21 protein-coding genes and 1 riboswitch are annotated in these 26,459 nt (G+C 59.6%); of the genes, 6 read left to right on the forward strand and 15 right to left on the reverse strand.

Annotated features, from left to right (window positions below; all coding sequences use genetic code 11):
• Positions 1–189 precede the first annotated feature (189 nt).
• A complete protein-coding gene (gene trxA, locus LRL22_RS18690) occupies positions 190–516 on the reverse strand; it encodes a thioredoxin TrxA (protein WP_005339416.1) in 327 nt (108 codons plus the stop codon).
• A 113-nt stretch (positions 517–629) separates the two neighbouring features.
• On the opposite strand from trxA, the gene rhlB reads away from it, so the two are divergent.
• From rhlB to LRL22_RS18705, 3 genes are read left to right on the forward strand one after another with little or no spacing between them, the layout of a single operon-like run.
• A complete protein-coding gene (rhlB, locus tag LRL22_RS18695; protein ID WP_005339414.1) occupies positions 630–1,919 on the forward strand; it encodes an ATP-dependent RNA helicase RhlB in 1,290 nt (429 codons plus the stop codon).
• Positions 1,920–1,931: 12 nt separating this feature from the next.
• On the forward strand, positions 1,932–3,422 hold the full coding sequence (gene gppA, locus LRL22_RS18700) for a guanosine-5'-triphosphate,3'-diphosphate diphosphatase (protein WP_270906086.1): 1,491 nt from the start codon (positions 1,932–1,934) through the stop codon (positions 3,420–3,422).
• Positions 3,423–3,452: 30 nt separating this feature from the next.
• Positions 3,453–3,707, forward strand: coding sequence for a Rho-binding antiterminator (locus LRL22_RS18705; protein ID WP_270906087.1), 255 nt, complete (start codon positions 3,453–3,455; stop codon positions 3,705–3,707).
• A 71-nt stretch (positions 3,708–3,778) separates the two neighbouring features.
• Here the strand turns inward: LRL22_RS18705 and LRL22_RS18710 are convergent, their stop codons facing one another.
• Positions 3,779–4,528 (reverse strand): class I SAM-dependent methyltransferase, encoded by a 750-nt coding sequence (locus LRL22_RS18710; RefSeq protein WP_270906088.1) that lies wholly within the window; start codon positions 4,526–4,528, stop codon positions 3,779–3,781.
• A gap of 76 nt (positions 4,529–4,604) precedes the next feature.
• Between LRL22_RS18710 and LRL22_RS18715 the strand changes: the two genes are divergently transcribed.
• Complete coding sequence (locus LRL22_RS18715) at positions 4,605–5,345, forward strand: substrate-binding periplasmic protein (protein WP_270906089.1); 741 nt, start codon at positions 4,605–4,607, stop codon at positions 5,343–5,345.
• Between the two features lie 6 nt (positions 5,346–5,351).
• Here LRL22_RS18715 and LRL22_RS18720 read toward each other — a convergent pair whose 3' ends face one another.
• Both LRL22_RS18720 and prlC read right to left on the reverse strand, forming a co-directional pair.
• Entirely contained in the window at positions 5,352–7,898 is a 2,547-nt protein-coding gene (locus LRL22_RS18720; protein WP_270906090.1) for a putative bifunctional diguanylate cyclase/phosphodiesterase, read from the reverse strand.
• 207 nt (positions 7,899–8,105) lie between these two features.
• A complete protein-coding gene (gene prlC, locus LRL22_RS18725; RefSeq protein ID WP_270906091.1) occupies positions 8,106–10,148 on the reverse strand; it encodes an oligopeptidase A in 2,043 nt (680 codons plus the stop codon).
• Between the two features lie 437 nt (positions 10,149–10,585).
• A riboswitch (cyclic di-GMP riboswitch) is annotated at positions 10,586–10,671 on the forward strand.
• A gap of 50 nt (positions 10,672–10,721) precedes the next feature.
• Between prlC and LRL22_RS18730 the strand changes: the two genes are divergently transcribed.
• Positions 10,722–12,905 carry an immunoglobulin-like domain-containing protein gene (locus tag LRL22_RS18730; protein WP_270906092.1) on the forward strand — a complete coding sequence of 728 codons (2,184 nt, stop codon included), beginning with the start codon at positions 10,722–10,724 and terminating at the stop codon, positions 12,903–12,905.
• Positions 12,906–13,073: 168 nt separating this feature from the next.
• The gene (locus tag LRL22_RS18735; RefSeq protein ID WP_270906093.1) at positions 13,074–16,580 is read left to right on the forward strand and encodes a hypothetical protein; all 3,507 of its coding nucleotides are present in this window, start codon (positions 13,074–13,076) and stop codon (positions 16,578–16,580) included.
• A gap of 83 nt (positions 16,581–16,663) precedes the next feature.
• Here LRL22_RS18735 and hemB read toward each other — a convergent pair whose 3' ends face one another.
• From hemB to codB, 11 genes are all read right to left on the reverse strand, one after another.
• Positions 16,664–17,680, reverse strand: coding sequence for a porphobilinogen synthase (hemB, locus tag LRL22_RS18740; protein ID WP_139405502.1), 1,017 nt, complete (start codon positions 17,678–17,680; stop codon positions 16,664–16,666).
• A gap of 3 nt (positions 17,681–17,683) precedes the next feature.
• Complete coding sequence (locus tag LRL22_RS18745) at positions 17,684–18,469, reverse strand: TatD family hydrolase (RefSeq protein ID WP_216960026.1); 786 nt, start codon at positions 18,467–18,469, stop codon at positions 17,684–17,686.
• 188 nt (positions 18,470–18,657) lie between these two features.
• Positions 18,658–19,413 (reverse strand): twin-arginine translocase subunit TatC, encoded by a 756-nt coding sequence (tatC, locus tag LRL22_RS18750; RefSeq protein ID WP_005339388.1) that lies wholly within the window; start codon positions 19,411–19,413, stop codon positions 18,658–18,660.
• Positions 19,410–19,859 (reverse strand): Sec-independent protein translocase protein TatB, encoded by a 450-nt coding sequence (gene tatB, locus LRL22_RS18755; RefSeq protein ID WP_270906094.1) that lies wholly within the window; start codon positions 19,857–19,859, stop codon positions 19,410–19,412. The genes tatC and tatB overlap by 4 nt, the downstream gene beginning before the upstream one ends.
• Positions 19,860–19,862: 3 nt before the next feature.
• Complete coding sequence (gene tatA, locus LRL22_RS18760) at positions 19,863–20,114, reverse strand: Sec-independent protein translocase subunit TatA (protein ID WP_270906095.1); 252 nt, start codon at positions 20,112–20,114, stop codon at positions 19,863–19,865.
• A gap of 42 nt (positions 20,115–20,156) precedes the next feature.
• Entirely contained in the window at positions 20,157–21,797 is a 1,641-nt protein-coding gene (gene ubiB, locus LRL22_RS18765; RefSeq protein ID WP_005339383.1) for a ubiquinone biosynthesis regulatory protein kinase UbiB, read from the reverse strand.
• Positions 21,797–22,405, reverse strand: coding sequence for a ubiquinone biosynthesis accessory factor UbiJ (locus LRL22_RS18770; protein WP_270906096.1), 609 nt, complete (start codon positions 22,403–22,405; stop codon positions 21,797–21,799). The genes ubiB and LRL22_RS18770 overlap by 1 nt, the downstream gene beginning before the upstream one ends.
• A gap of 8 nt (positions 22,406–22,413) precedes the next feature.
• A complete protein-coding gene (gene ubiE, locus LRL22_RS18775; protein WP_005342396.1) occupies positions 22,414–23,166 on the reverse strand; it encodes a bifunctional demethylmenaquinone methyltransferase/2-methoxy-6-polyprenyl-1,4-benzoquinol methylase UbiE in 753 nt (250 codons plus the stop codon).
• Between the two features lie 65 nt (positions 23,167–23,231).
• The gene (crcB, locus tag LRL22_RS18780) at positions 23,232–23,609 is read right to left on the reverse strand and encodes a fluoride efflux transporter CrcB (protein WP_005339378.1); all 378 of its coding nucleotides are present in this window, start codon (positions 23,607–23,609) and stop codon (positions 23,232–23,234) included.
• Positions 23,610–23,704: 95 nt separating this feature from the next.
• Positions 23,705–24,970 (reverse strand): cytosine deaminase, encoded by a 1,266-nt coding sequence (locus tag LRL22_RS18785; protein WP_270906097.1) that lies wholly within the window; start codon positions 24,968–24,970, stop codon positions 23,705–23,707.
• The gene (gene codB / locus LRL22_RS18790) at positions 24,964–26,208 is read right to left on the reverse strand and encodes a cytosine permease (protein WP_005342374.1); all 1,245 of its coding nucleotides are present in this window, start codon (positions 26,206–26,208) and stop codon (positions 24,964–24,966) included. Before codB ends, LRL22_RS18785 begins: the two co-directional genes overlap by 7 nt.
• Positions 26,209–26,459 lie beyond the last annotated feature (251 nt).

The following is a 26,459-nucleotide window of genomic DNA, read 5'->3' on the forward strand; positions in this document are numbered from 1 at the left end:
TAAGCAAGGATTGAAATGAGGAGACAGTCTGCTGGATTGATGCTGATCGGATTTGATTGCCAGGCTGTGGTTAGCAAAGAGTCAGGCAAAAAGGTTAGCAAACGAGCGATAAACTAGCACCAATCGGGATGAGCGTCTAGGTGATAAAACACAAGGAGCGCATTATTGCAATGCGCTCCTCTTTAATTATTACAGGTTGCCGTCCAGGAACTCTTTCAGCTGAGTCTTGGACAGTGCACCGACCTTGGTCGCTGCCACTTCGCCATTCTTGAACAGCAAGAGGGTCGGGATACCACGAATGCCGTACTTGGGCGGAGTATCAGAGTTATGGTCGATGTTCAGTTTGGCTACGGTCACGCGACCTTCGTACTCTTGGGCAACTTCTTCCAAGATCGGGGCAATCATCTTGCACGGACCACACCACTCGGCCCAGAAGTCGACCAGAACGGCGCCATCGGCTTTGATTACATCTGCCTCGAAGCTGGCATCGCTCAGCTGAACAATCTTGTCACTCATCTCCAACTCCAGTCAGTAATTAAGGCTTTATTGACATATCAACAAAGGCAATAGTTGCCCTATTTGAAATGATCCTGTTTATTATTGCAAGCCTAACCTGATAACCTACCGCCATGAGCAAAACACACTTAACGACCGACAAATTCGCCCAAATGGGCCTCGAACCCGAAGTTCTGGCTGGTCTGGAATCAAAGGGATTTCACTATTGCACGCCCATCCAGGCACTGTCTCTGCCACTGCTGGTAGAAGGTCATGACCTCGCCGGTCAGGCCCAGACAGGAACCGGCAAGACCATTGCCTTCCTGGCCGCGACATTCAACTATTTGCTGACTCACCCGCTGACCAAGCCCCGTCTGGTTAACCAACCCAGAGCCATCATCATGGCACCCACCCGGGAGCTGGCAGTACAGATCTATAACGATGCCGACAGCATCGCCGCCTCTACCGGCCTGAAACTCGGCCTCGCCTACGGCGGCGAAGGTTACGACAAGCAGCTGGCCGTGCTGGAGCAGGGTGTCGACATCCTGATCGGCACCACTGGCCGCATCATCGACTACTTCAAGTCCAAGGTGATCGATCTGAGCAACATTCAGGTCGTGGTACTGGACGAAGCGGATCGCATGTTCGATCTGGGCTTCATCAAGGACATCCGCTTCCTGTTCCGCCGCATGCCGCCCGCGACCGAGCGTCTGAGCATGCTGTTTTCCGCAACCCTCTCCCTGCGCGTGCAGGAGCTGGCCTACGAACATATGAACCACCCGGAACATGTGCAGGTAGAGCCGGAGCAGATGACCGGCGTGCGGATCAAGGAGGAGCTGTTCTACCCCTCCAATGAAGACAAGATGTTGCTGCTGCTCTCCCTGATGGAAGAGGAGTGGCCGGAAAAAGCGATCGTCTTCGCCAACACCAAGCATGTCTGTGAAGACGTTCACGCCTGGCTGGAAAACGACGGCCATCGCGTCGGTCTGCTGACCGGTGATGTGCCACAGAAGAAGCGGATGAAGATCCTCGAGGATTTCACCAAGGGTGCGCTCGATATTCTGGTCGCCACCGACGTGGCCGCCCGTGGTCTGCACATCCCTGACGTGACCCACGTCTTCAACTATGACCTGCCCGACGACGCCGAAGACTATGTACACCGTATCGGTCGTACCGGTCGTGCCGGCAAGAGCGGTCACTCCATCAGCCTGGCCTGTGAAGACTATGCCTTCAACCTGCCGGCCATCGAGGAGTACATCCACCATGCCATTCCGGTCAGCAAGTACGACCGTGAAGCGCTGCTGGATGACGTGACCCCGCCGAAACGGGTGTTCCGCAACCGTCAGCCGGTGAACCGCAACATGCGGGATCGTCAGGGCGGTGGCAACAGCAACAACCGTCGTCGTCCGCCGCGCAAGAGCTAAGGACAGGCCCAGTTGCACAACTCGCCTCTCTATGCCGCTATCGACCTCGGCTCCAACAGCTTTCATATGCTGGTGGTGCGCGAGGTCGCCGGTGCCCTGCGCACCGTCGCCAAGGTCAAGCGCAAGGTTCGCCTCGCAGCCGGACTCGATCCGGAATTTCGTCTCAGCCGTGCCGCCATGGAGCGGGGCTGGGACTGTCTGCGTCTCTTCTCCGAACAGTTGCAGGACATTCCGGCCGACAATATCCGGGTGGTGGGCACCGCAACCTTGCGGCTTGCCACCAACGTCGACGAGTTCCTCAGCGAAGCGGAACGGGTACTCAACCACAGCATCGAGATCATCTCGGGCGAGGAAGAGGCCAAGACCATCTATGAAGGGGTCTCCTGGACCTCGGCCGGGGAAGGCAACCGGCTGGTGATCGACATCGGCGGTGCCAGTACCGAACTGGTGATCGGCGAACATAGCGAAGCAAAACTGCTCAACAGCTTGCACATGGGCTGCGTCACCTGGCTCAACAATCACTTCGGTGATGGCGAGCTCTCCGAAGCCCGTTTCGAGCAGGCGATTGCTGCCGCCAAGGAGGTGCTGGAGAAGGTGGCGGACGATTACCGCGCCCTCGGCTGGCGCACCTGCGTCGGCGCCTCCGGCACAGTACAGGCACTGCAAGAGATCATGCTGGCGCAAGGGAAGAGCGAACGGGTCACCCTGCCGAAGTTGCAGGAGCTGATGGGTCAGGCCATCGCCTGCGGCAAGCTAGACCGGCTGCAACTGGAAGGGCTGGCGGCCGAGCGGCTGACCGTGTTCCCCTCCGGCCTCGCCATCCTGATCGCCATCTTCGAAACCCTCGATATCGAGAGCATGACCCTCGCGGGGGGCGCCCTGCGCGAGGGACTGATCTACGGTCTGCTTGGCAACAATCACGACTGTGATGCCCGGGATCGTACCGCCGACAGCCTGATCAGCCGCTATCAGCTGGATAAAGAGCACGCCGAACGGGTGCGCGATACCGCCGTCGAGGCGTTCAACCAGCTGCAACCGGCCTGGCGACTCTCCAAACGCTACGGTCGTCCGATCTTGCGTTATGCCGCCCTGCTGCACGAGATCGGCCTCTGTATCGAGTATAAGAAGGCGCCGCAACACGCCGCCTACATCATCGACAACATCGACATGCCGGGCTTTACCCCCGCGCAAAAGAAGCTGTTGTCGGCCCTGCTGTTCAACCAGCGGGACGAATTCAAGCTGGAACCGCTGGAGAAACAGGGTGCCGTCACCGGTCGTCAGGCGATCCGGCTGGCCCGTATCCTGCGCATCGCGCTGATCCTCTGCATGCGCCGTACCCAGGGCACAGTGCCCAGCTTCACCCTGCAGGCAGAAGAGGAGTCACTGACCCTGACCCTGCCCAAGGGCTGGATGGATGAACACTACCTGCGCGCCAGCGAGCTGCGCTTTGAAGTGGAACGCCAGCAGAAGATGGGCTGGCCGACCCGCGTACAGGAAGCCTGACTCAGCAACCCGCCTGTTTTGGAGCCGATCATGCCGGATTATCAACCCATCAGCTGCGATCTCTACGACTGGCTCGAAATTGCTGCCAGCTGGCAACTGCCGGTGACCCTCACCAGCCGCGATGGTCGCCAGCGGGAGGACAAAATCCGCACCATCGAAGCCAGCGAAGGAGTCGAGTATCTGTTGCTGCACAGTGGCGAGCGGCTCAGTCTGGCGGATCTGGTGACCCTGCGCCTGAACTGGCAAGGGGAAGAGAAGCTGATCCGCTTCGCGCCAACCAACTGAATCCAGTAAGACAAAGGAGGGCCAACATGACGTTGGCCCTCCTTTTTTGCATCCGCAACTCGCACCGGCCGTTAACTCGCCGCCAGCGCCGCCATCACATAGACATCGAAGCGGTTGCTCTTGGTCTCGATAGCCATGCTGGGCTTCTGTTCGTTGAGCCAGCCGGCGTAGTCGGGGCGTTTCACCACCACCCGCTTCTCAGCCATCTTGAGCGCGGCAGGCAACAAGACATCCGCATCGAGATCCGGCCCTACCAGCGACTGGAACACCCGCATCTCTTTTTTTACCAGCGCCGACTTCTGCTTGTGCGGGAACATGGGGTCGAGATAGATCACCTCGGGCCGCTCCGGCAGCGCCAGCAAGTTGTCCACCGCCGGGCCTTGCAGCAGGTGCATCCGCTCGCTGACCCAGGGGCCAATCTCGGGATCCTGTGCCGCCCGCGCCAGCCCGTCCTGCAACAGAGCAGCCACCACGGGGCTGCGTTCGATCAGGGTCACCTTGCAACCGAGGGAGGCCAGCACGAAGGCATCGCGCCCCAGACCGGCAGTGGCATCCACTACGGTCGGTGTGGCACCGGCCTTGAGCCCCACCGCCTTAGCGATGGACTGGCCGCGACCACCGCCAAACTTGCGGCGATGTGCCACCGCCCCTTCCACGAAGTCCACATAGACGGCTCCCAGCTTGGGCTCATCCAGCTTGCGCAGCTCCAACCGTTCCGAGGTAAACACCAGGGCAAACTGGGGAAGGTCGAGCAGGGCAAGCTGGCTGGCCAGCGCGTCTGCCTGCGCGGCCTTGGTGGGGTCTTCGAGGAGGATTTGCATGGTCTTTGGATGCGTTCTAAGTTCAGTGAACCGAGTGTACCACAGCCCCTTCAAGTCGCTGTAGGGAGGAAATCCCATGAACCTGTTCATTGCCCTGCTCCTCGCCGCCCAGAGCGGCACAAACCTGAAGGTCTGCGGCGTAGACTGGCCTCCCTTTTCCTATGCCGAACAGGACAACCTGAAAGAGGGCATTTCGGTGGAGATCCATCAAGAGGTGGCGCGCCGCCTTGGCATGAACCTCACCCTGCTTGAACTGCCTTGGGGACGCTGCGAGCAGTATGTCAGCACCCAGCTGGCGGATGGCATTCTCGACAATGCCCCTCTCCCCGGTTGCTATCACTCTGACCTTGCCACCGCCTTCTATCCTCTGGCCGCCTATGTGCGTACCGACAGTCCGTTACAGAACTTCTCGTGGGAGATGGCCAAGGGGCTAAAAGTAGGGATGGTCAGGGGGTATGACTATACGACCAAGATCAGGAACTTCAACGGCTGGGAGCCCATCAAGGTTCACTCCGACAAACAGCTGCTACTGATGCTGGAAAAGAGCCGGGTCGATATGATCATCCTGGACTACTTCTCTGCCCCCATTCTGTCGAGGGAGCAGGACGTCAGGATCCGCGCCCTCACCCCCTTTATCGATTCCACGCCGCTCTACCTCTGTTTTGGCAAACAGAAGGCTGACCTGCTACCTGCCTACAACAAGACGCTGCAACAGATGCAGGATGAGGGAGTACTGGATCGCATCTATTTGCGCTATCTCGGCGAGGATTACCGGACATTGAAAACCAAACAGGAACAGATGACATCGAAGGAGTAAGCGCCACTAGCTGATCTGCAGAAACATCCCTTTGTCATTGAGCTGCAGATATTCGGTGAGATCGTCATAGGCCAGCGGGCGGCTGAGCAGATAACCCTGGGTGAAGGCACACCCCTTCTGGCAGAGGAAGTTGAGCTGCTCGCGGGTCTCTACCCCCTCGATCACCACCTGCATGCCGAGGTTGTGCACTATGTTGATGATGCCGTCGAGCAACATCCTATCCTGCTCGTTGAAGGGGATATGGCGCACAAAGGAGCGGTCGATCTTGACCAGATCGACCGGGAAAGTACGCAGATAGTTGAGGGCCGAGTAGCCGGTACCGAAATCGTCGATGGCCAGCTTGCAGCCCGCCTCGCGCAGGGCATCGATCCGCACCCTGTGCTGATCGCTGCTCTCCATCAGCAGAGATTCGGTGATTTCGATGACGATGTCGGCAGGATCGAGCCCGAAGTGCTGGATCACCTTAAGCCACTCACTCGCCTCGGGGTCGATGGTCTGGAACTCCATGGTGGAACGGTTGATCGACATCTGCAGATCCGGGAAGCCGGACTGCTGCAACCGCGCCAGATCCCGGCACGACTGCCACAATACCAGCGCACCCAGCCCCTGAATCAACCCCGCCTCTTCCGCCAGCGGAATGAACTCGGCAGGAGATACCTGCCCCCAGTGGGGGTGATACCAGCGCACCAGCGCCTCCAGCTTGGCGACCCGTCCGCTGCGATTGTCCCAGATCGGCTGGTAGGCCATGGTCAGCTGCTCCAGCTTGATCGCTTCGGCCAGATCCTGCTGCATCTGGTGGCGCTGGCGCACCTCTTCTCGCATGGATGAGCAGTAGGCACCGAGCAACCGTCCCTGTCGCTTGGCCGCAAACAGCGCCTGTTCGGCGTTGCGCAGCAGCTCGTCGCTCTCGCTGCCATCGACCGGGCAGAGGGTCATGCCGATGGTCGCGGTCACATAGAGATGCTGGTTGGCCAGCATAAAGGGGCGGGCAAAGCTGCCGATCACCTGCTTGGCAAACACCTCGGCCTGACGGCGGGTGACGATGCCGGGCACCAGGAACGCGAACTCGTCGCCACCGATGCGGGCCACCAGATCTTCGGTGCGCACCCGGCTCACCAGTCGATCCGAGACCTCCCGCAGCAGGGCATCGCCAGCATGGTGATCCATGCTATTGTTGACCGCCTTGAAGTTGTTGAGGTCGAGCACCATGAGCGCGAAGCGCTCGCCCCGCTCGCAGAAGCGGGTGAGGCAGCGGCCAAACAACCAGCGGTTGGGCAGGCTGGTGAGGTTGTCGTAGTTGGCCTGGGTCGCGATCTTCTGCTCGGCCACTTTGGTCTGGGAAAGATCGCTGAAAATGGCGATATATTGCTGAATTTTGCCGGCTTCGCGCAGGGTGCTGATCATCAGCTGCTGCGGATAGAGCTTGCCGCTCTTGCGCTTGTTCCACACCTCGCCACGCCACACCCCCACCCGCTCCAGCGCGTGGTACATGTCGGCATAGAAGGTCTGATCGTGCAGCCCGGACTTGAGCATGCTGGGACGTTGGCCCCGCACCTCGTCGCTGCTGTAGCCGGTGATCTGCTCGAAGGCCGGGTTGACCGAGATGATGCGACTGTCGGCATCGCACACCAGAATCGCTTCGGAGAGGTTGTCGTAGACCCGGTGGGAGAGCTTGAGCTGCTCCGCATGGCGCTTGAGGGGATCGATATTCTCCAGCAGCACCATCAGGTAGTCCGGCTGCTGCTGCTCGTCGCGGATCAAGGTGACAGTTACTCGCCCCCACAGGATCTCGCCCCCTTTGCAGAAGTAGCGCTTCTCCTGGGTGAAACTGCTGCGCTCGCCGCGCCGGATCTCTTCGTAGCACTCAAGGCTGCGCTGCCAATCCTCCGGGTGATTGATATCGGAGATGGAGCGATGAAGCAGCTCGTCGAGGGGATAACCCAGCATCTTCTCGATAGCCGGATTGGCCCAGAGAATGCGGCCGGTGAGATCGAGCTTGCCGATCCCCACCGGGGCCTGAAACAGCATGCTCTGCAGCACATGGGGGGTATCAGGCAAGAGTTGCGGCAGCTGGCGTTGCAGCATCAGCGCCAGTTCGCGACCGGCCAGCGGCCCCAGCAACCGGAGCAGCCCCATCACCTTGGTCATATTGGCCTGCGGCTGACGATAGAGCAGGCAGCAGATGCCTATGGTCTCGCCATCCGCATCCTTGAGGGCGATCCCGGCGTAGGCCTGGGCTTGCCACGCATCGGCAAGCGGCATCGCGGGGAACAGCTGCAACAGACGATCGCTGAACCAGGCTTCCCCCTCCTGCCAGGTAATGGCATCGGGAGAGTCAGTGATTGGCAGTGTCAGGGTATCGGGGTCAAGAGAGGAGGGGTAGGCAGCCTGAACCGTCAGGTGGGTAGCATTTGATTCCCTGCTGGCGATCAGGACGACATCAGCCATCACAGCAGCGGCGATTTCACTCACAAAGGTATCGAAATATCCCTGGCCGCTCGAATGAGCCAGACTGGAGATGATTTGATAGACGGAATCGAGTGCTCGCCTCATGGCAAGTGGCTTTCTCTCCTTGAAGGTTAGAACACGACTCTACTGAAGAGCTGTGAGCAGTGCAAATATGCAATCAGCAAGATATTAAAAAGCCTTGAAAAAAGGGACCAAAAGGTCCCTTTTTGTCGCAGAAATCACGACTCGATCCCACTATGCCGCAAAACAGTGTACCTGCTTGAAACTCACACAGACGGCGGGTCAGGAATCTCAGGCGGCGATCCCGCTATGTCGCAGCAGTGCATCCACCTTGGGCTCACGACCACGGAAGGCTCGGAACAGCTCCATCGGCTCCTTCGAGCCCCCCTTCTCCAGAATATTCTTCAGGAAGGATTGGCCGGTCGCCGGGTTGAAGATCCCCTCCTCCTCGAAGCGGGAGAAGGCATCGGCAGAGAGCACCTCGGCCCACTTGTAGCTGTAGTAGCCCGCCGCATAGCCGCCGGCGAAGATGTGGGAGAAGCTGTGCTGGAAGCGGTTGAACGCTGGCGGCGTCATCACAGCTACCTGACTGCGCACCTCATCCAGCAGCGCCGGGAGCTGTGCCGGATTGGCCGGATCAAACTCCTGATGGAGACGGAAGTCGAACAGGGCGAACTCCAGCTGGCGCAGCATCTGCATGGCCGCCTGGAAGTTGCGGGCGGTCAGCATCTTCTCCAGCAGATCGGCAGGCAGCGGCTCGCCGGTCTCGTAGTGGCCGGAGATAAAGGCCAGCGCCTCGGACTCCCAGCACCAGTTCTCGAGGAACTGGCTCGGCAGCTCTACCGCATCCCAGGCCACGCCGTTGATACCGGCGACACCGGCTACATCGATGCGGGTCAGCATGTGGTGGATGCCGTGGCCAAACTCATGGAACAGGGTGACCACTTCGTTGTGGGTAAACAGCGCCGGTTTGCCATCCACCGGGCCGTTGAAGTTGCAGGTCAGGTAGGCCACCGGCTTTTGCAGTGAACCATCCTGACGGTAGCGACGACCCAGACAGACATCCATCCAGGCCCCGCCCTGCTTGTGCTCGCGGGCGTAGAGGTCGAGGTAGAAGCTGCCGCGCAGCTCGTCGTCGGCATCGAAGATGTCGTAGAAGCGCACGTCAGGATGCCAGGTGTCGATGCCGAGGCGCTCGCGCACCTTCATGCCGAACACCCGCTTCACCACTTCGAACAACCCCTTCACCACCTTGCTGGCGGGGAAGTAGGGGCGCAGCTGCTCGTCGGAGATGGAGAACTTGTGCTGTTTGAGCTTCTCGGCGTAGTAGGCGAGATCCCAGGCTGCCAGCTCACTCTGACCATGCTGCTCGGCGGCGAAGGCGCGGATCTCCTCCAGCTCAGCCTTGCCTTGTGGCAGGGATTTGGCCGCCAGATCGGTGAGGAAGCTCACCACCTGTTCGGTCTTGTCCGCCATCTTGGTAGCCAGGGAGAGCTCGGCATAGTTGGCAAAGCCCAGCAGCTGGGCCAGTTCGCGGCGCAGGGTGAGCAGCTCGCTCATGATGGCGGAGTTGTCCCACTTGCCCGCATTGGGGCCCTGATCGGAAGCGCGAGTGGTGAAGGCTTCGTACATCTCGGCACGCAGCTCGCGGTTGTCGGCATACATCATCACCGGCAGGTAGGAAGGGATATCCAGAGTGAACAACCACCCCTCTTTGCCTTTAAGTTCAGCCATCTGACGGGCAGCGGCACGCACGCTGTCGGGCAGACCGGCCAATTCGGCTTCATCGCCCACCAGCTTGTGCCAGCCCTGGGTCGCATCCAGCACGTTGTTGCTGAAACGGGAGGCCAGCTCGGAGAGGCGGGCCTGAATTTCGCCGTAGCGCTGCTGCGCCTCGGCAGGCAGACCGATGCCTGAGAGGCGGAAGTCACGCAAGGTATTCTGGATCTCCTTGCGCTGGGCGCCGCTCAGCAGCGGGAAATCATCGCTCTGGGAGAGGGCCAGATAGGCCTGATAGAGCCCTTCATGCTGACCGACATAGGTCTGGAATTCGGAGAGCAACGGCAGGCAGGCATCATGGGCCTCGCGCAGCGCTTCGCTGTTGAGTACGGAGTTGAGGTGGCTGACCGGTGACCAGATCCGTGACAGACGGTCATTTACCTCTTCCAGCGGAGCAATCAGGCTATCCCAGGTATGGGGATCACGCTGGGCCAGCACATCGCTGATCTTCTGCTTGCAGTCAGCAATCGCCTGAATCACGGCAGGCTGCACCTGCTCCGGCTTGATCTGGCTGAAAGGGGGCAGCGAATCCATTGTCAGCAAAGGGTTATTCATCCCGGTTACCTCTTGTTTGGTCTTGAACAGACCGCTTTAGCAGCTCTGTATGGCTTTCTAACATGTGGCCAAGCCACGCAATAATCAAGCGGGAATCCGCCGCAACCCTGTACTTTTCCAGCCATTGCGACCCGGATCTCTGCCGTTGCTGCAGTTTTGCTATCAACAGCCAGTAACAGAATGAATCTGTGGGCCTTTTTTGGCTCTTACCGCTACTTTCAAAGGGCAAAAAGCCGCCATTTACCGGCGCCACAGCTGCCAGCCAAGTACCGTTATGCTCAATCATGGAAACGGATAAAATGTGGTGACTGTAACAAATTATCAATATTTTTCAGTCAATTAGAATCAAAACCAACCATTGATTAATTTATTTTCAAGCATCTATCATAGGCAACCTGCCATGCAGGTCACTTGATTCTCTGTGCTGCACAGAAATCGGGTGAAAAAGGCAAAGTGACCCGAAAGGGCGCGACGCAAAGCCACCGGTCTAAAGGAAAACACCTATGACAGCGGGGCAGCCCCCGGGGACGTCCGGTCACAACCGACGCCCCATTTGCACCGTACGGAGAGACGATGAACAAACTCAAATTATCCCTGCTTGGCTGCCTGCTCGGCATGGGCGCCCCCATGGCATATGCCACCAGTGCCGGTCAGGCGATGGTCAACCCCCAGTCCGGCATAGTGGTCGGCTATTGGCACAACTGGTGTGACGGCTCGGGCTACAAGGGCGGTATCGCCCCCTGCGTCAAGCTCGATCAGATCAACCCGCAATACAACGTGGTCGATGTCTCCTTCATGAAGGTCTATGGCAGCGATCCCATCCCCACCTTCAAACTCGACCCGGCCATCGGCATGAGCGAAAGCCAGTTTATCGAGCAGATCGCCGAGCTGAACCGTCAGGGCCGTTCCGTGCTGCTGGCGCTGGGCGGTGCCGATGCGCACATCGAGCTGCGCAAGGGTCAGGAGCAGGCCTTTGCCGACGAGATCATCCGTCTGGTGGAGACCTATGGCTTCGACGGGCTGGATATCGATCTGGAACAGGCCGCCATCACCGCCGCCGACAACCAGACCGTGATCCCGGCGGCCCTGCGTCTGGTCAAGGATCACTACCGCGCCCAGGGGAAAAACTTCCTCATCACCATGGCGCCGGAGTTCCCCTATCTGACCCAGACTGGCGCCTACATCCCCTATATCCGCAATCTGGAAGGCTACTACGACTGGATCAACCCCCAGTTCTACAACCAGGGTGGTGACGGTATCTACATCGATGGTATCGGCTGGATTGCCCAGAACAACGATGCCCTGAAAGAAGAGTTCATCTACTACATGGCGGATTCGCTGAGCAACGGTACCCGCGGCTTCTACAAGATCCCCCATGACAAGCTGGTGTTCGGTATTCCGACCAACATTGACGCCGCAGCCACTGGCTATGTGCAGGATCCGCAGAAGCTCTACAACGCCTTCAACCGCCTGAAGAGCGAGGGGCAACCGCTGCGTGGCGTGATGACCTGGTCCATCAACTGGGACATGGGCCGCAACGCCGCCGGTCAGTCCTACAACGAATCCTTCATCAAGAGCTACGGCCCCTTCATCCACGATCAGGAGATCACGCCCCCGGTCGACAACAGCAAGCCGGTGTTCAGCGGCCTGAGCGATACCCGCATCAAGCAGGGTACCGCCTTTGATCCGCTGGCAGGTGTCAGCGCCAACGACAAGGAAGATGGCGACCTGACTGGCCAGATCCAAGTGGAAGGCTCGGTAGACAGCCAGCGCATCGGCCTCTACCCCCTCACCTACAGGGTGAGCGATCGCGACAACAACGTCACCGAGCAGGTACGTACCATCGAGGTCTACAGCATGAAGCCGGTGTTCAGCGGTGTCACCGACACCACGCTGGAGCTGGGCACCCCTTTCGATCCGATGACCGGCGTCAGCGCCCATGATGAAGAAGATGGCGACCTGACCGCCCAAATCAAAGTCAGCGGCAACGTCGACAGCAGCAAGGTCGGCCGCTACACCCTCACCTATCAGGTGAGCGACAGCGCCGGTCAGCAGGTAACCCAGCAGCGCAACGTAACCATCAGGGAGCAGGGCGTCGTCTGTGAAAACAGCTGGGATGCCAAGAAGGTCTACGTGGGTGGCGACATCGTCAGCCACAACGGCAAGAACTGGCTGGCAGGCTGGTGGACCCAGAACGAAGAGCCGGGCACCACGGGTGACTGGGGCGTCTGGCGCGTACAGGGCGACAGCGACTGCGGCGGCACAACGCCACCCGCCGAAGGCAGCAGCGACTTCACCGTCAGCGCCATGGGCTCCGACTACGCCATTGTCAACGGTCAGGTCAGCATCCGTTTCAACGTGACGACCGCCAACCCGGTACAGATCACCACAACTCTGGAGCAGAGCGGCCACAGCCACGGCACCACCAGCAGCCAGGTGAACGGCACCAGCACCCTGGTACTGCAGGGCAGCAATGTCACCGATGGCAGCTACGACGTGGTGATCACCGGTCTGGCAGATGGCCAGCAACCGGTGGTACAGCGCTTCCCGGTTGCGCTGACCGAAGAGAGCGGCAGCGATGGCGACTACCCGGCCTATGCCCCCAACACCGGCTATCAGGCCGGTGATCGGGTCAGCAATGCCGGTGGCAACTATGAGTGCAAACCCTGGCCTTATAGTGGCTGGTGTGGCGGCTCGACCAGCCACTATGCGCCGGGTACCGGCAGCGCCTGGAGCGATGCCTGGATCAAGCTCTGACCTTGCCCCAACCACTAACGGGGGCCGACAGGCCCCCGCCCATATCCTGCCCGTTGGCCACGCTGCCGATGGGCAGGATGCACTGACCCGGACGGGTTAGCCCCTCTCTTTTACATGCTTGCCAACCACCAAAAAACATCCAACAACAACCAAGATAAGGAAATCACCATGCCAAGAACCACCAAGCTTGCCACCCTGCTCGGTCTGCTGCTGTCGGCCCATGTTGTGGCCGATGAGCGCGAACAAGCCTATTTCAAACAAACCTATCAAGAGCACTACGAACAGATGACGGCGCGCCTCGCCGCGCTGCACCAGAGTGCGGCTGACGAACAGAACGTGATCATCAAGGATGGCAAGCGCCACCTTGCCATCAACGGCCTGCTCTACCCGCTGACGGCGGATAACCACATCCTGTTCGATCTGCCCAAACCCCACTTTTTCGACGAAACAGCCATTCGTAACGTCTTTGATTTCTTCGATGAGGAGTGGGAGCTGACCTGGTACGACGGTGGGGTCGTAGCGGTCAACAAACGCTTTGGCAACTATGACTACGGCAACGGCTGTCTGCTGGAGTACTTCCCCCACGGCCAGATCCAGAATGGCGAACGCACCCGGGTGGTGATGGAGACCAGCTCCTGCAGCGTCAACTCGTTTGCCACCTCGCTGCAATATCTGGACAAAGGCGAGGAGCTGACGGCCGACCAGCTGGGGCTGGACGCCAGCCTGATCACGGCGGTCGAGCGCTATCAGGATCGGCTCTATGTCAGCCAGAACGGCAATCCGGGCCATGTGGCCATTATCGATATCCCGAGCCGCCAGCAGATTGGCGAGATCCGCGGCACCGAAACCGGCAGTGCCACAGCCTACAACCAGATCAGTGAACTGTTTGTCCGCAACAACCTGCTCTACGTGGTCTCGCGCTACTCGCACCGGGTCGATATCTTCGATCTGGCCGATGAACATCGCCATGTCACCACCCTGGGAACCGGTCGGGATTCCGGCAGCAACAGCCTGCACCGCGCCCAGGCCGTCTTTGCCAATCAAGATTACGTGCTGGTGGCCGATGCGCTGAGCGAGATCAAGGTCTACCGCCAGCAGGATGTGACGCCGGAGAACAGCCTCAAGACCCCCATCGCAGGTCGGCTCGCCTTTGAAGGAAAATACAGCCACCGTCTGGTGCAACTCCATCAGGTGGGTGACTATCTCCTGGCCCACACCGCCGGCAAAAACTATTACATCTATGACTTGCGCAAACTGGCTGATGCCATCGCCAGCAACACACTGCTGGCGCCTGAGCAGGTGATCACCGACAGCAATCTGCAAAAAATCGACATGGATGGCGATCGGCTGGTGGTGAACTTCAAGGACCGCATCGAGTGGCATGATGCCGATACCCTGATCGCCAACGACTTTCAGTTCAAGAACCCGACCTTTACTGTCCGGGAGATCAACCAGCAGCCCGTGGCGGCGCTGAAAGATCTCCAGCTGGCGGGCTCGGCGCTTGTCACCGCCAACGAGCGCGGCCTGGGTTTCAACCAGCTGCTGAGCAAGGAGATCAGCTTCACGGCCGACGAGCAGTTGCCGGCTCGCCCGCTGATCTTCGATCAGCTGATGCCGGCCGCAGTCAGCTACATACTGCGCAATGACGAACCCTACGAGGTGCTGATCGATCGCGCCCAGCGTTCGGTCAACATCAATTCGCTGGTCAAGACCGAGCTGCTTGATAACGACACGGTGCGCATCACCAACTATGCCGCCAGAGAGCTGCATGACATCAATATCGAGTCACGCCTGAACGGTATCAACAAGTGGCTGATCCTAGGCCAGCTCGATCGCCTGCCCGCCTATGCCCAAATCACCCTGCCACTGAGCGCCTTTGGCGAGCAGGGACGCTTCAACAGCGCCAGCCGCGATGGCGTGTTTGATCTCAACAACCTGCTCGACAACAGCATCAATCTGCCTGCCCAGTTCGAGCACAGGTTCAGCTCCAACTCGGATCCGTTTGCCCAGAAGCTGGCACGCCTCAAGCCAAGCTGGAACGTGCGCTTCGCCACCAACACCAGCGGCTCCTGGCGCCCCATCAATGCCCTCTACGCCCGCGAGTGGCTGATCATCGCCACCAACCTGGCCTACATGGTCTCGACCGAGGAGTTCAAACACGTCTGGTACAACTTCAAGGCAGTGAACGGCTACGAGATGTTCGGCAATGGCGGTAACAGCTATGTGCCAAACGGGATCTTTACGGCGGCCGATTATGACTACTACTACCACAGCCTGATGAAGCGCCCCTACCTCAACCTGGGGATCACCGCCATGGGGGGCGGGCTCGGGAGTGGTGGCATCACCGGGGTCGATACCTTTAACTTTGTCAGCCACTACTACGGCAGCTGGGGCATCATTGCCCACGAATTTGGCCATGGCTTCGATGGGAAGTCCTACAGCCATGAGAGCGCGTTTGCCCGTGGCAGCCACGGCTGGCATCCGCTGATGACGGGTATGGCCAACTACCATATCCGCAAGGGCGACCTGCCCTATCTGGACGATGATCTCAACGGTTTCCACAAGCCGGAAAACGACATCTATCGCTACAACTCGGTCAGCCAGGGGGCTCGCAAGCACCGCGCTGACAGCCACATGTACTATACCGACCACTACTTCATGCAATTCTCCACCATGCCGCAAGGCTGGGTAGCCAACGGCAGCGACTTCAGTGCCGGGCAGCTGGCGGCCCTGAACAATCAGGAGCGACTGCTGATGGGCTGGATCCCCAAGGAGTCGGAGAAAGGCAATCTCTGCCGGTTCACCTTCCAGGATGGCGAGCAGTACTACGGCTACGTCGAACAGCAGGCTGATGGTCTGCTCTGTGATGCCGGATCCCTGATCCGTTATCGTCAGCCCGATGGCCAGTTTGTGCCGCTGGTCTCGGTCATCAACCAGTTTGACTGGCTGTCTCTCCACCACAAGGGCAAGCTTGATCAGCCAGTACTGCACCAGAATGGTCGCCAGCTCTGCTACAAGAATGTGGCGGGCTTTTACGGTATCGGCTTCGTCAATGACAACAACCAGTGCACCCAGTTGCCCAACGTCTATCAGACCAATGGCAAGCACTGGCTGACCAGCTCTGGCTGGACCGGTCTCACCTACCTGAGCGGAGACTTCATCCTGCCCACTACCGGCAGCAGCAGTGACTTCACCGTCACCGACCTAGCGTCTGAATATTCCATCGTTAACGGCGCGCTCAATCTGGGCCTGACGCTGACCACCGCCAACCCGGTGACCATCACCGCGACCCTGTTGCAGGGTGGCAATCCGGTCGCCACCGGCAGCGCCCTGATCGATGGTCAGGGATCCCTGCAGCTGGCGCAGTTGGGTCTTTCTGCCGGCAGTTACGAGCTGTTGCTGGCGGGCATGGCAGAGGGGAGCAAGCAGGGCTTCGAGCGCCGCTTCACCCTGGCGTTGGTGGAACAGGCACCGGGTGGTGACAGTGACGGTGGTAACGGCAGCTACCCGACCTATGTTGCGGGCACCGCTTATCAGAGTGGCGAACGGGTCAGCAATGCCGGTGGCGACTACGAGTGCAAACCCTGGCCCTACAGCGGCTGGTGTGGCGGCTCGACCGGCCACTATGCACCGGGTACCGGCAGCCACTGGAGCGATGCCTGGATCAAGCTGTAATCATCCGCTCGTGACCAAAAGAGAGCCATAACGACAGAGGGGGAGCCATCGGCTCCCCCTCTCGTTTATCTCTTCAACCCGGCTTAACGGGCATCTTCCTTAAGCCACTGCGCTACGCGCTTGGCGAAGTAGGTGAGGATGCCATCGGCCCCGGCCCGCTTGAAGCAGAGTAGAGACTCCATGATGGTCTCCTTCTCTTTCAGCCAGCCGTTCTGGATCGCCGCCATGTGCATGGCGTACTCGCCGCTGACCTGATAGGCGAAAGTCGGCACGCCGAACTGATCCTTCACCTGACGAACCACGTCCAGATAGGGCATGCCCGGCTTGACCATCACGCTGTCGGCCCCTTCCTGAATATCCAGCGCCACTTCGTGCAGGGCTTCGTTACTGTTGGCCGGATCCATCTGATAGGTGGCCTTGTTGCTCTTGCCGAGGTTGCCGGCAGAGCCAACCGCATCGCGGAATGGGCCGTAGTAGCAGGAAGCGTACTTGGCGGAGTAGGCCATGATCTGGGTGTTGATGAAGCCATTCTCTTCCAGCGCCGCGCGGATGGCGCCGATGCGGCCATCCATCATGTCGGACGGCGCGACTATATCGACCCCGGCTTCGGCGTGGGAGAGCGCCTGCTTGATCAGGATCTCGGTGGTGATGTCGTTCAGCACATAACCTTCGTCATCGATGATGCCGTCCTGACCGTGGGTGGTGAACGGATCGAGCGCCACGTCGGTGATCACCCCCAGCTCCGGGAAGCGGGCCTTGAGGGCACGCACGGTGCGCTGGGCCAGCCCGTTCGGGTTGTAGGCCTCTTCCGCCATCAGGCTCTTGCTCTCCAGCGGGGTGACCGGGAACAGGGCAATAGCAGGTACGCCCAGCGCCACCAGCTCGGCAGCCTCTTCCAACAGCAGATCGATGGAGAGACGCTCTACCCCCGGCATGGAGGGAACGGCTTCCCGACGGTTCTCCCCCTCCAGCACGAACACCGGATAGATGAGATCGTTGACGGTCAGTACGTTCTCGCGCACCAGACGACGGCTGAAATCATGTTTGCGCAGACGGCGCAGGCGGCGGCCCGGAAAGGCGCCCGGAAGAGTTGTAGCCATGAATCACTCCTGGAGAGGAAGTTGGAAGAACGCGGCGGAGGTGGCCCGGGTATGGGCCAGCAAGGCCTCGGGCGCTTCACCACGACAGGCCGCCACCACCTGGGCGATGTGCGGCAAAAAAGCGGGTTCGTTGCGTTTCGGGCGCGGTTTCAGATCTCGCGGCACCAGATAGGGGGCATCGGTCTCGATCATCAGCCGACCGGCCGGAATACGGGCCACCTGTTCGCGCAGCAGCTGGCCGCGGCGTTCGTCGCAGAGCCAGCCAGTCACCCCTATATGCAGCCCCAGCGCCAGACACTCGTCCAGCTCCTCATCGGAGCCGGTGAAGCAGTGCAGCACGGCTCCCGGCAGCTTCGGCAACCAGGGACGGAGGATCTCGATAAAGCGGGCGTGGGCATCGCGACAGTGGAGAAACACCGGCATCCCAAGCTCGGCGGCCAGTGCCAGCTGGGCGTCGAATACCGCATCCTGCACCGGACGGGGGGAGAAGTCGCGGTTGTAGTCGAGGCCGCACTCGCCGATGGCCACCACCTGCGGCAGCGCCGCCAGCTCGCGCAAGGCGGGCAGGGTCGCCTCATCGACACTCTTGGCATCGTGAGGATGCACCCCGGCGGTGGAGAAGCAGTAGCCCGGCCAGCGGGCGGCCAACTCTGCGCTCTCGCGGCTACCAGCCAGATCGGTACCGGTGAGGATCAGCGCTTCCACTCCGGCGGCGCGGGCACGGGCCACCAGCTCAGCCTGCTCGCCGGCGAACTGGCTGCTGGTCAGGTTTAAACCGATATCGATCATGGGATGAGACGTTCCAGACAAAAGGAATACATATCAGGTATTTGAAAACCATCTACCGAATGGGGTCTTACCATACGCCTCGAACGGGAGCATGAAAAGAGGAAGGGAGCCTCAGCTCCCCTCGTTCTGCTATTCCTGCGGACTTCGTCATCCTCTCGCCGTCCGGCGAACAGGTGACGAACAGAGCCTCAGCTCTCCCCATCCGGTTGTTCCTGTTGCTCTTCATCTTCTTTCTTCACGTAGAAGCGGGCAAAGAACAGACCTATCTCCCACAGCGCCCACATCGGGATGGCGAGCAGGGTCTGTGAGAAAACATCAGGCGGCGTCAGCAGCATGCCGACCACAAACACCCCGACAACGACATAGGGACGTTTCTCCTTCAGGTTTTGCGGTGTGGTCACGCCGGTCCAGCAGAGCAGTATGGTGGCCACCGGAATTTCGAACGCCACCCCGAACGCGAAGAACAGGGTCAGTACGAAGTCCAGATAGCTGGCGATGTCGGTCGCCACCGTCACCCCGGCAGGGGCGGTACTGGTGAAGAAGCCGAATACCAGCGGGAACACCACGTAGTAGGCAAACGCCATCCCCGCGTAGAACAGCAGGGCACTGGAGACCACCAGCGGCATGATCAGGCGCCGCTCATGCTGGTACAGTCCGGGGGCGATAAAGGCCCAGGCCTGATAGAGCAGATAGGGGATCGCAACAAAGAAGGAGACCACCAGCGTCAGCTTGATCGGCGTCAGGAAGGGGGTCGCCACATCCGTCGCGATCATGCTGGTCCCTTCCGGCAGCTGGCTGAGCAGCGGCTGGGCCACGAAGTCGTAGATGTTGTTGGAGAAGTAGATCAGCGCCAGAAACACCACGAGGATGGCGGTAATGGAACGCAGCAAGCGGGTTCTCAGCTCAACCAGATGGCTGATCAGGGGTTGTTCTGCCTGACTCATGGCTTGACCTCCCCTTTGCTGACCGGCTCGTTCACGACTTCATGCTCCTGCTGGCTGTTGACCGGCGGCACCTCGTCATTCACCTGGGCAACCTGAGCCACTGGCTCGACGGGAGCCACAGGTTCTGCGACGGGGGGACGGATCTCGTTCTCGACCTGATAGGGGCGATTGACCGACTGGGCCGCCGCCTTGAGCTGTTCGATGGACTCCTGCAGCTCGGGGCTCAGGTTGCTCATCTGCAACTGTTCGGCCTTCTTCAGGTCGTTGTGCAGCTCTTGCAACTTGAGCTCCTGCTCCAGCTCGGACTTGACCGAGTTCGCGGTCGAACGAATGAGGCGGATCCAGTGGGTAGCCGTGCGGATGGCAACCGGCAGCCGCTCGGGCCCCAGTACCACCAGTGCTACCACACCGATAACGACCAGCTCCCAAAAACCGATATCGAACATGGCTTAGGCCTGGTCTTTGTCTTTCTGTTTGGCGGTCTCACTGCTCTGAGTGGCCGCGTCGTTCAGCTGTTTCGGGGGAAACTCGGCATCTTTCTGCTCGGCCTTGGCATCAGCCGGCTCGTCGGAGAGGGCTTTCTTGAACCCTTTGACCGCCGCGCCCAGATCACCGCCAATGCCGCGCAGTTTCTTGGTACCGAACAGCAGCACGACGATGACTGCGATGATCAACAATTGCCAAATACTGATACCACCCATGATTTTCTCTCCAGAACAGGCGCCTGACGGCGCGGTTGTTGATTAATGGGAACGGGTTCGCAACCAGCCGACCAGCCAGCAGAGGGCTGCACCGGCGAGACTGGCTTGTCCCCACTCAATGTGTTGTTTTTGGGTCAGCAAGAATACACCCGCCAATAGCAGGCTGGCTCCAACCCCTAAGAGGTAGCGGGCCTGCCCCTGTCGACGGCTGTGACGGCGGAACTCGGCAAACATCTGGTCGAAATGACGCTGCTGATGACGGGTCTGACGCAGGGTCTCATAGACCAGCTCCGGCAGCTCCGGCAGCTTCTCCGCCCAGAATGGCGCCTTCTCCTTGATGGCGTTCAATACCGACTTGGGCCCTACCTGTTCGTGCATCCAGTTTTCGAGGAACGGCTTGGCGGTCTGCCACAAATCGAGCTGCGGGTAGAGCTGACGCCCCAACCCTTCCACATAGAGCAGGGTCTTTTGCAGCAGCACCAGCTGCGGCTGCACCGTCATATGGAAGCGACGCGCGGTGTTGAACAGGTTGAGCAGCACGTGACCGAACGAGATCTCGGAGAGCGGCTTCTCGAAGATGGGCTCCAGCACGGTGCGGATGGCAAACTCGAACTCGTCCACCTTGGTGTCTGCCGGTACCCAGCCCGACTCCACGTGCAGCTCCGCCACCCGACGATAGTCTCGGTTGAAGAAGGCGAGGAAGTTCTCCGCCAGATAGCGTTTGTCTTCCCGATTGAGGGTACCTACGATGCCGCAGTCGATGCCGATCCAGAGCGGGTTTTCCGGATGTTCGTAAGAGACGAAGATGTTGCCCGGGTGCATATCGGCATGGAAGAAGCTGTCGCGGAACACCTGGGTGAAGAAGACCTCTACTCCGCGCTCGGCCAGCAGCTTCATGTTGGTGCCGTTGGCTTCCAGCGCAGGAATGTCGGAGACCGGAATACCGTAGATCCGCTCCATCACCAGCACCTGCTCGCGGCAGAGATCGGTGATGATTTCAGGCACATAGAGCGCCTCGGAGCCGGTGAAGTTGCGGCGTAGCTGGATGGCGTTGGCCGCTTCGCGCATCAGGTTGAGCTCGTCGAGGATAGTCTTGCGATACTCCTCCACCACCTCGATGGGGCGCAGTCGCGCGCTCTGGGGCACGAAGCGGGCCACCAGACGGGCCAGCGCCTGCATCAGTCGCAGGTCGGCCTCGATGACTGGCTCGATGTCGGGGCGGATCACCTTGATGACGATCTCGCGGCCACTCTCCTTCAAGCGGGCGGTATGCACCTGCGCGATGGAAGCCGACGCCAGCGGCGTCTCGTCGAAGTCATCAAACAGGGTTTCGATGGGACAACCCAGGCTCAGCTCGATCTGCTGGCGCGCCGCCTGACCACAGAAGGGAGGCACCCTGTCCTGCAGCAGGGCCAGCTCTTCGGCGATATCCGGCGGCAACAGGTCGCGGCGGGTCGAGAGCATCTGGCCAAACTTGATGAAGATGGGGCCGAGAGCCTCGAAGGCGAGGCGGATGCGGGCACCGCGGCTGAGATCCGGTTGTTTGTTCTTGAGCCAGAACAGGGAGCGACGGGCCAGACGACCCGGCCAGGGTTGATAGCGGGCGGGCACCAGTTCGTCGATGCCCTGCTCCAGCAGGATGGTGATGATGCGATAGAGGCGTTTGAACTCCTTCGGGGTCATCAGGTCACCTGCTGTTCGAAGCGGGCCAGCCGCAGTTCGACGGCCTTGAGCTGCTGGGACAGCACCTCGACGTCATCGTTGAAACTCGCCACTTCCAGCGGGCCGGGGGCGAGGCGGGCCTCTTCGGTCAGATATTCCGCCAGCTGGCTGCGGGTGCGGCACAGCTCACGGCCGACCAGGCGACGCGCCTGACGGGCACCACTGAACAGGGTGTGGGCCAGCACGTCACCGGTATAGCGCGACAGCTCCTCCTCCCAGTCGATATCCAGCTCACCCAACAGCACGCTGAATGCCTGTACCAGCTGGGGATCACCGCTCAGATCCAGTTTCTCCTCTCGGATATAGCGGGTCAGGGCGGACGGATCTTTCAGCAGACCGAGGGCGGTCAGGGAGAGACTGAGCACCGCATCGGCCTCCCCTTCGTGCTGGGCCAGCACATCCAGCCGACGCTCGGAGAAGACGAACCAGAGCGGCTTGAGTTCACGCAGCTCCAGTTTGAGCACCTTGCCCACCAGTTTGCGCAGCCGCTCCGGGCTCTGTTTGTCCAGCGCCAGCAACTGGTTGAGGCTGGTTTCGATCACCGCGGTGACCATGGCATCCATCGGCATAGGCAACCTTAAAACTTGTAACCGCGGTGTAGGGCGACCACACCCTGGGTCAGATTGAAGTACTCCACCTGCTCGAAACCGACATTTTCCATCATGCCTGCCAAGGTCTGCTGATCCGGGTGCATGCGGATGGACTCTGCCAGATATTTGTAGCTTTCACTGTCGTTCGCGACGATTTCGCCCATTTTCGGCAGCAGTTTGAAGGAGTAGAGATCATAGAGCTTGGCGATCACTTCGCTGACCGGCTTGGAGAACTCCAGCACCAGCAGACGGCCACCCGGCTTGAGCACCCGGAACATGGAGGCGAGCGCCTTGTCCTTGTCGGTGACGTTGCGCAGACCGAAGCCGATGGTGATGACGTCGAAGTGGTTATCCGGGAAGGGGAGCGCCTCGGCATTGGCCTGCACGTAGGAGACGTTGTTGGCGACCCCCAGATTGCGCAGCTTGTCGCGGCCCACTTTCAGCATGGAGTCGTTAATATCCGCCAGCACCACCTGACCGGTCTCGCCGACGATGCGGGAGAACTTGGCGGTCAGATCACCGGTGCCACCGGCCAGATCCAGCACCTTCTGGCCCTTGCGCACACCGGAACAGTCGATGGTGAAGCGCTTCCACAGGCGGTGGATGCCGAACGACATCAGATCGTTCATCAGATCATACTTGGCTGCCACCGAATGGAAGACACCTGCTACCAGAGTTTCCTTCTCGGTCGCGGCCACGGTTTTAAAGCCAAAATGCGTTGTCGTTGCTTGTTCTGACATCCCTTAAACACCCATAGAGCAAAGAATGGCCGCCAGTTTACCAGAGCCACTGGCGTCCGGACACCTTAAACCCGGCTCGCAACCAACTGCATGCCCAGCACCACCATGGCCAGACAGAGGAAGAGATTGAGACCGATATTGAGCAGCGCTTTCAGATAGGCCCCATGTTGAGCCAGCACTACCGTATCGAGGGCAAAGGAAGAAAACGTGGTCAGGGCTCCGAGGATCCCCACCATCAGCAGCGGCTTCATCGGGTGTTCCACCACGTGACCATGGCTGATGAGGGCGAACGCCACCCCCATGATGAAAGAGCCCACCACGTTGACCACCAGAGTCCCGTAAGGAAAGTGGCGCCCCAGCAGCAAGGCCATCAGTTCGGCAATCCCAAAACGAAGGCAGGCGCCGATGGCGCCCCCTGCAGCAACATAGAACCAGGTTTGCATGGTGTCACTCCCTCAGGGTCAGGCCGCCATTATGTCGCAATGGCGGCCCTTGTGCCCAGAGGCGGAACTAATCGACATCCAGCCTGATTGAAATCTCAGCGGCGAAAATCGATGGGCTCTGGCTGACCCAGCACGATTTCGGTCTGGGCCGGGCGGGTCTGGGCAATCGCCTTGCCGTGACGAATTGAATAACGCACCGGCACCTGGCGGCGCACCGCATCGAAGCCGTTGTCGGCAGGCAGGATCAACAGGTTGGCCGGTTTGCCCACCTCGATACCATAGCGATCCTGCACATTCAGGGTGCGGGCGCTGTGGCTGCTGATCAGCTTCAGACCGTCGTTGATCTGCTCGTAACCCATGATCTGGCAGACATGGAGCCCCATATGCAGCACCTGCAACATGTTGGCGGTGCCCATGGGGTACCAGGGATCGAACACGTCATCGTGACCGAAGCAGACGTTGATGTTCGCCTCCAGCATCTCCTTCACCCGGGTAATGCCGCGGCGTTTGGGATAGGTATCGAACCGCCCCTGCAGGTGAATGTTCACCAGCGGATTGGCCACGAAGTTGATATCTGCCATCTTCAGCAGCCGAAACAGGCGGGAAGCATAAGCGCCGTTGTAGGAGTGCATGGCGGTGGTGTGACTGGCCGTCACCCGATGGCCGATACCCCGCTCATAGGCGAGAGTTGCCAGCGTCTCGATGAAACGGGACTGCTCGTCATCGATCTCGTCGCAGTGCACATCGACCAGAACCTGATACTTCTCGGCAAGATCGAAGATGTAGTGCAGACTTTCGACCCCATATTCCCGGGTAAACTCGAAGTGGGGGATCGCGCCAATCACGTCGGCCCCCAGCTTGAGCGCCTCCTCCAGCAGTGCCTTGCCGTTGGGGTAGGAGAGAATCCCCTCCTGCGGGAAGGCGACGATCTGCAGCTCGACCCACTCCTTCATCTCCTCCCGCACTTCCAGCATCGCCTTCAGGGCAATCAGATTGGGATCGGAGACATCGACGTGAGTACGGACAAACTGGATGCCGTTGGCGATCTGCCACTTCAGCGTCTGAATGGCACGCTGTTTCACATCCTCATGGGTCAGCAGCGCCTTGCGCTCGGCCCAGCGCTCGATCCCCTCGAACAGGGTGCCGGAAAGGTTCCAGCTCGGCTCGCCAGCCGTCTGGGTGGTATCGAGGTGAATATGGGGTTCGATAAAGGGGGCGATCGCCAGACCGCCCTCCCCGTCCAGCACCCGACCGGCGACGGCATGTTCGTCATGGGGTTCGATGGCTGTGATGACCCCATCCTGACAGCGGATCTGCCACAACCCTTCCCGATCGGCCAAACGAATATGTTGAATCAGCATTTGTTAGCTTCCTGTACCAGAACCGGCCGCTGGGTGAGGCGAACCAGAATGAAATAGGTGAAGGCGGCGCCCAATACCGCGTTGAGTGGCACTATGCCCGGCAGCCACTTGCCGACAGCCACCCCGACTGCAGTGGCAACCAGCGCCTGCCAGCGCACCGTCTCGAACTGCTGATCGGCAAATTGACGGTAACGCTCACGATTGAGCAGGAAATCCATGATGATAATGCCACCGATCGGCGGAATTGCCGTACTCAAAAAGGCCAGCCAGCCGACAAAATTGTTGTAAAGCCAGAGGGCGCAAGCCGTACCGATAAGGCCGTTGATCACGCTGAGCGGCTTGCTCTTGAGGCCGGTAATGTTGGCAAAACCGAGGCCGGAGGCATAGAGCGCGTTGTCGTTGGTGGTCCAGATATTGAGACCCAGCACCAGAATGGCGGGGATCAGTAGACCCTGCATCAACATCACTTCCGAGATATCGGCCTGCCCCGTTACCGCCGCACCAGCTGCACCGAAGACGAACATTAGCGTGTTGCCCAAAAAAAACGCCACCATGGTAATCATGACGGCACCCCAGGGTTTGCGACCAAATCGGACAAAGTCGGCGGTCAGGGTTCCTGCACTGATAAAGGAACCGACCACCATGGTCAGCGCCGTGGTGAACTCGATGGGATTGCTTGGTTGTACCTGCTGCAGTGCAGCCATGCCACCGGTCGAGGTCACAGCCAGCCAGACCGAGTAGCCACCGAGCAGTGCAATGGCCGGTACGGCCACAAAGCTCAGCACCATCAGAGCAGAGATCCCGAAGTAGACGGTCACCGTCATCAAAATGCCCGAAATGGCGATCAGCCAGTTCACATCTATGCCGGTCGCCTTCTGCACCGGCAGGGCAAACATCGCCACGCCCACGCCAAACCAGCCGACCTGAGTACCGCCCAGCAGCAGGGATGGCAGCCAGGAACCTTTGACGCCGAAGGAGTATCGCGCAAGCAGATGGGTAGAGAGACCGGTTGAAGCACCGATATAACCGAGACAGGCGGTATAGATCCCCAGCAACAGGTTGCCAATCAGTACCGCCTTGATGAAGTCATCGAACACCAGACCGGTACCAAGCGCACCACCGGTCCACATGCTGGCAGAGAAGAAAGTCAGGCCGAGCATCACCAGCATCAGCGAAAGCACACCTTTGCGCCCTTTGGCGGGTACCGCCCCCAAACAGTATTCGTTATCCTGCGCCATGCTCTTTCTCCACGTAATAGGCAAAACGCGCCGGATTTTACATGTAAAACGTTTTACGTCAATCAATCACGGTTAAATCTCTGGATAAAACCATCAATAGCAGTCAAATGAGTAACACACCGGGACTCAAATCAGCAGATAAACTGTGTCGACTGCAAGCAGAGGGGGGTTGCGGGAATAGGTAATGTAGGGGGATATAAGAAAACTGACAGATGCAAAAAAGCCTCCCTTTTCAGGGAGGCTTTCTATTT

The organism is Aeromonas sp. PI_26 (assembly GCF_027854445.1).
Classification (GTDB): domain Bacteria; phylum Pseudomonadota; class Gammaproteobacteria; order Enterobacterales; family Aeromonadaceae; genus Aeromonas; species Aeromonas veronii.

What these genes read in the sequence shown, in the direction of transcription:
- rhlB (WP_005339414.1), top strand. Translation starts at nt 630, where the DNA reads ATGAGCAAAACACACTTAACGACCGACAAATTCGCCCAAATGGGCCTC.
- LRL22_RS18735 (WP_270906093.1), top strand. Translation starts at nt 13,074, where the DNA reads ATGCCAAGAACCACCAAGCTTGCCACCCTGCTCGGTCTGCTGCTGTCG.
- hemB (WP_139405502.1), bottom strand. Translation starts at nt 17,680, where the DNA reads ATGGCTACAACTCTTCCGGGCGCCTTTCCGGGCCGCCGCCTGCGCCGT.
- crcB (WP_005339378.1), bottom strand. Translation starts at nt 23,609, where the DNA reads ATGCAAACCTGGTTCTATGTTGCTGCAGGGGGCGCCATCGGCGCCTGC.
- ubiE (WP_005342396.1), bottom strand. Translation starts at nt 23,166, where the DNA reads ATGTCAGAACAAGCAACGACAACGCATTTTGGCTTTAAAACCGTGGCC.
- tatC (WP_005339388.1), bottom strand. Translation starts at nt 19,413, where the DNA reads ATGAGTCAGGCAGAACAACCCCTGATCAGCCATCTGGTTGAGCTGAGA.
- LRL22_RS18785 (WP_270906097.1), bottom strand. Translation starts at nt 24,970, where the DNA reads ATGCTGATTCAACATATTCGTTTGGCCGATCGGGAAGGGTTGTGGCAG.
- LRL22_RS18745 (WP_216960026.1), bottom strand. Translation starts at nt 18,469, where the DNA reads ATGATCGATATCGGTTTAAACCTGACCAGCAGCCAGTTCGCCGGCGAG.
- ubiB (WP_005339383.1), bottom strand. Translation starts at nt 21,797, where the DNA reads ATGACCCCGAAGGAGTTCAAACGCCTCTATCGCATCATCACCATCCTG.
- prlC (WP_270906091.1), bottom strand. Translation starts at nt 10,148, where the DNA reads ATGAATAACCCTTTGCTGACAATGGATTCGCTGCCCCCTTTCAGCCAG.
- tatA (WP_270906095.1), bottom strand. Translation starts at nt 20,114, where the DNA reads ATGGGTGGTATCAGTATTTGGCAATTGTTGATCATCGCAGTCATCGTC.
- LRL22_RS18715 (WP_270906089.1), top strand. Translation starts at nt 4,605, where the DNA reads ATGAACCTGTTCATTGCCCTGCTCCTCGCCGCCCAGAGCGGCACAAAC.
- LRL22_RS18770 (WP_270906096.1), bottom strand. Translation starts at nt 22,405, where the DNA reads ATGCCGATGGATGCCATGGTCACCGCGGTGATCGAAACCAGCCTCAAC.
- LRL22_RS18720 (WP_270906090.1), bottom strand. Translation starts at nt 7,898, where the DNA reads ATGAGGCGAGCACTCGATTCCGTCTATCAAATCATCTCCAGTCTGGCT.
- trxA (WP_005339416.1), bottom strand. Translation starts at nt 516, where the DNA reads ATGAGTGACAAGATTGTTCAGCTGAGCGATGCCAGCTTCGAGGCAGAT.
- tatB (WP_270906094.1), bottom strand. Translation starts at nt 19,859, where the DNA reads ATGTTCGATATCGGTTTTTGGGAGCTGGTCGTTATCGGTGTGGTAGCA.
- LRL22_RS18730 (WP_270906092.1), top strand. Translation starts at nt 10,722, where the DNA reads ATGAACAAACTCAAATTATCCCTGCTTGGCTGCCTGCTCGGCATGGGC.
- LRL22_RS18710 (WP_270906088.1), bottom strand. Translation starts at nt 4,528, where the DNA reads ATGCAAATCCTCCTCGAAGACCCCACCAAGGCCGCGCAGGCAGACGCG.
- codB (WP_005342374.1), bottom strand. Translation starts at nt 26,208, where the DNA reads ATGGCGCAGGATAACGAATACTGTTTGGGGGCGGTACCCGCCAAAGGG.
- LRL22_RS18705 (WP_270906087.1), top strand. Translation starts at nt 3,453, where the DNA reads ATGCCGGATTATCAACCCATCAGCTGCGATCTCTACGACTGGCTCGAA.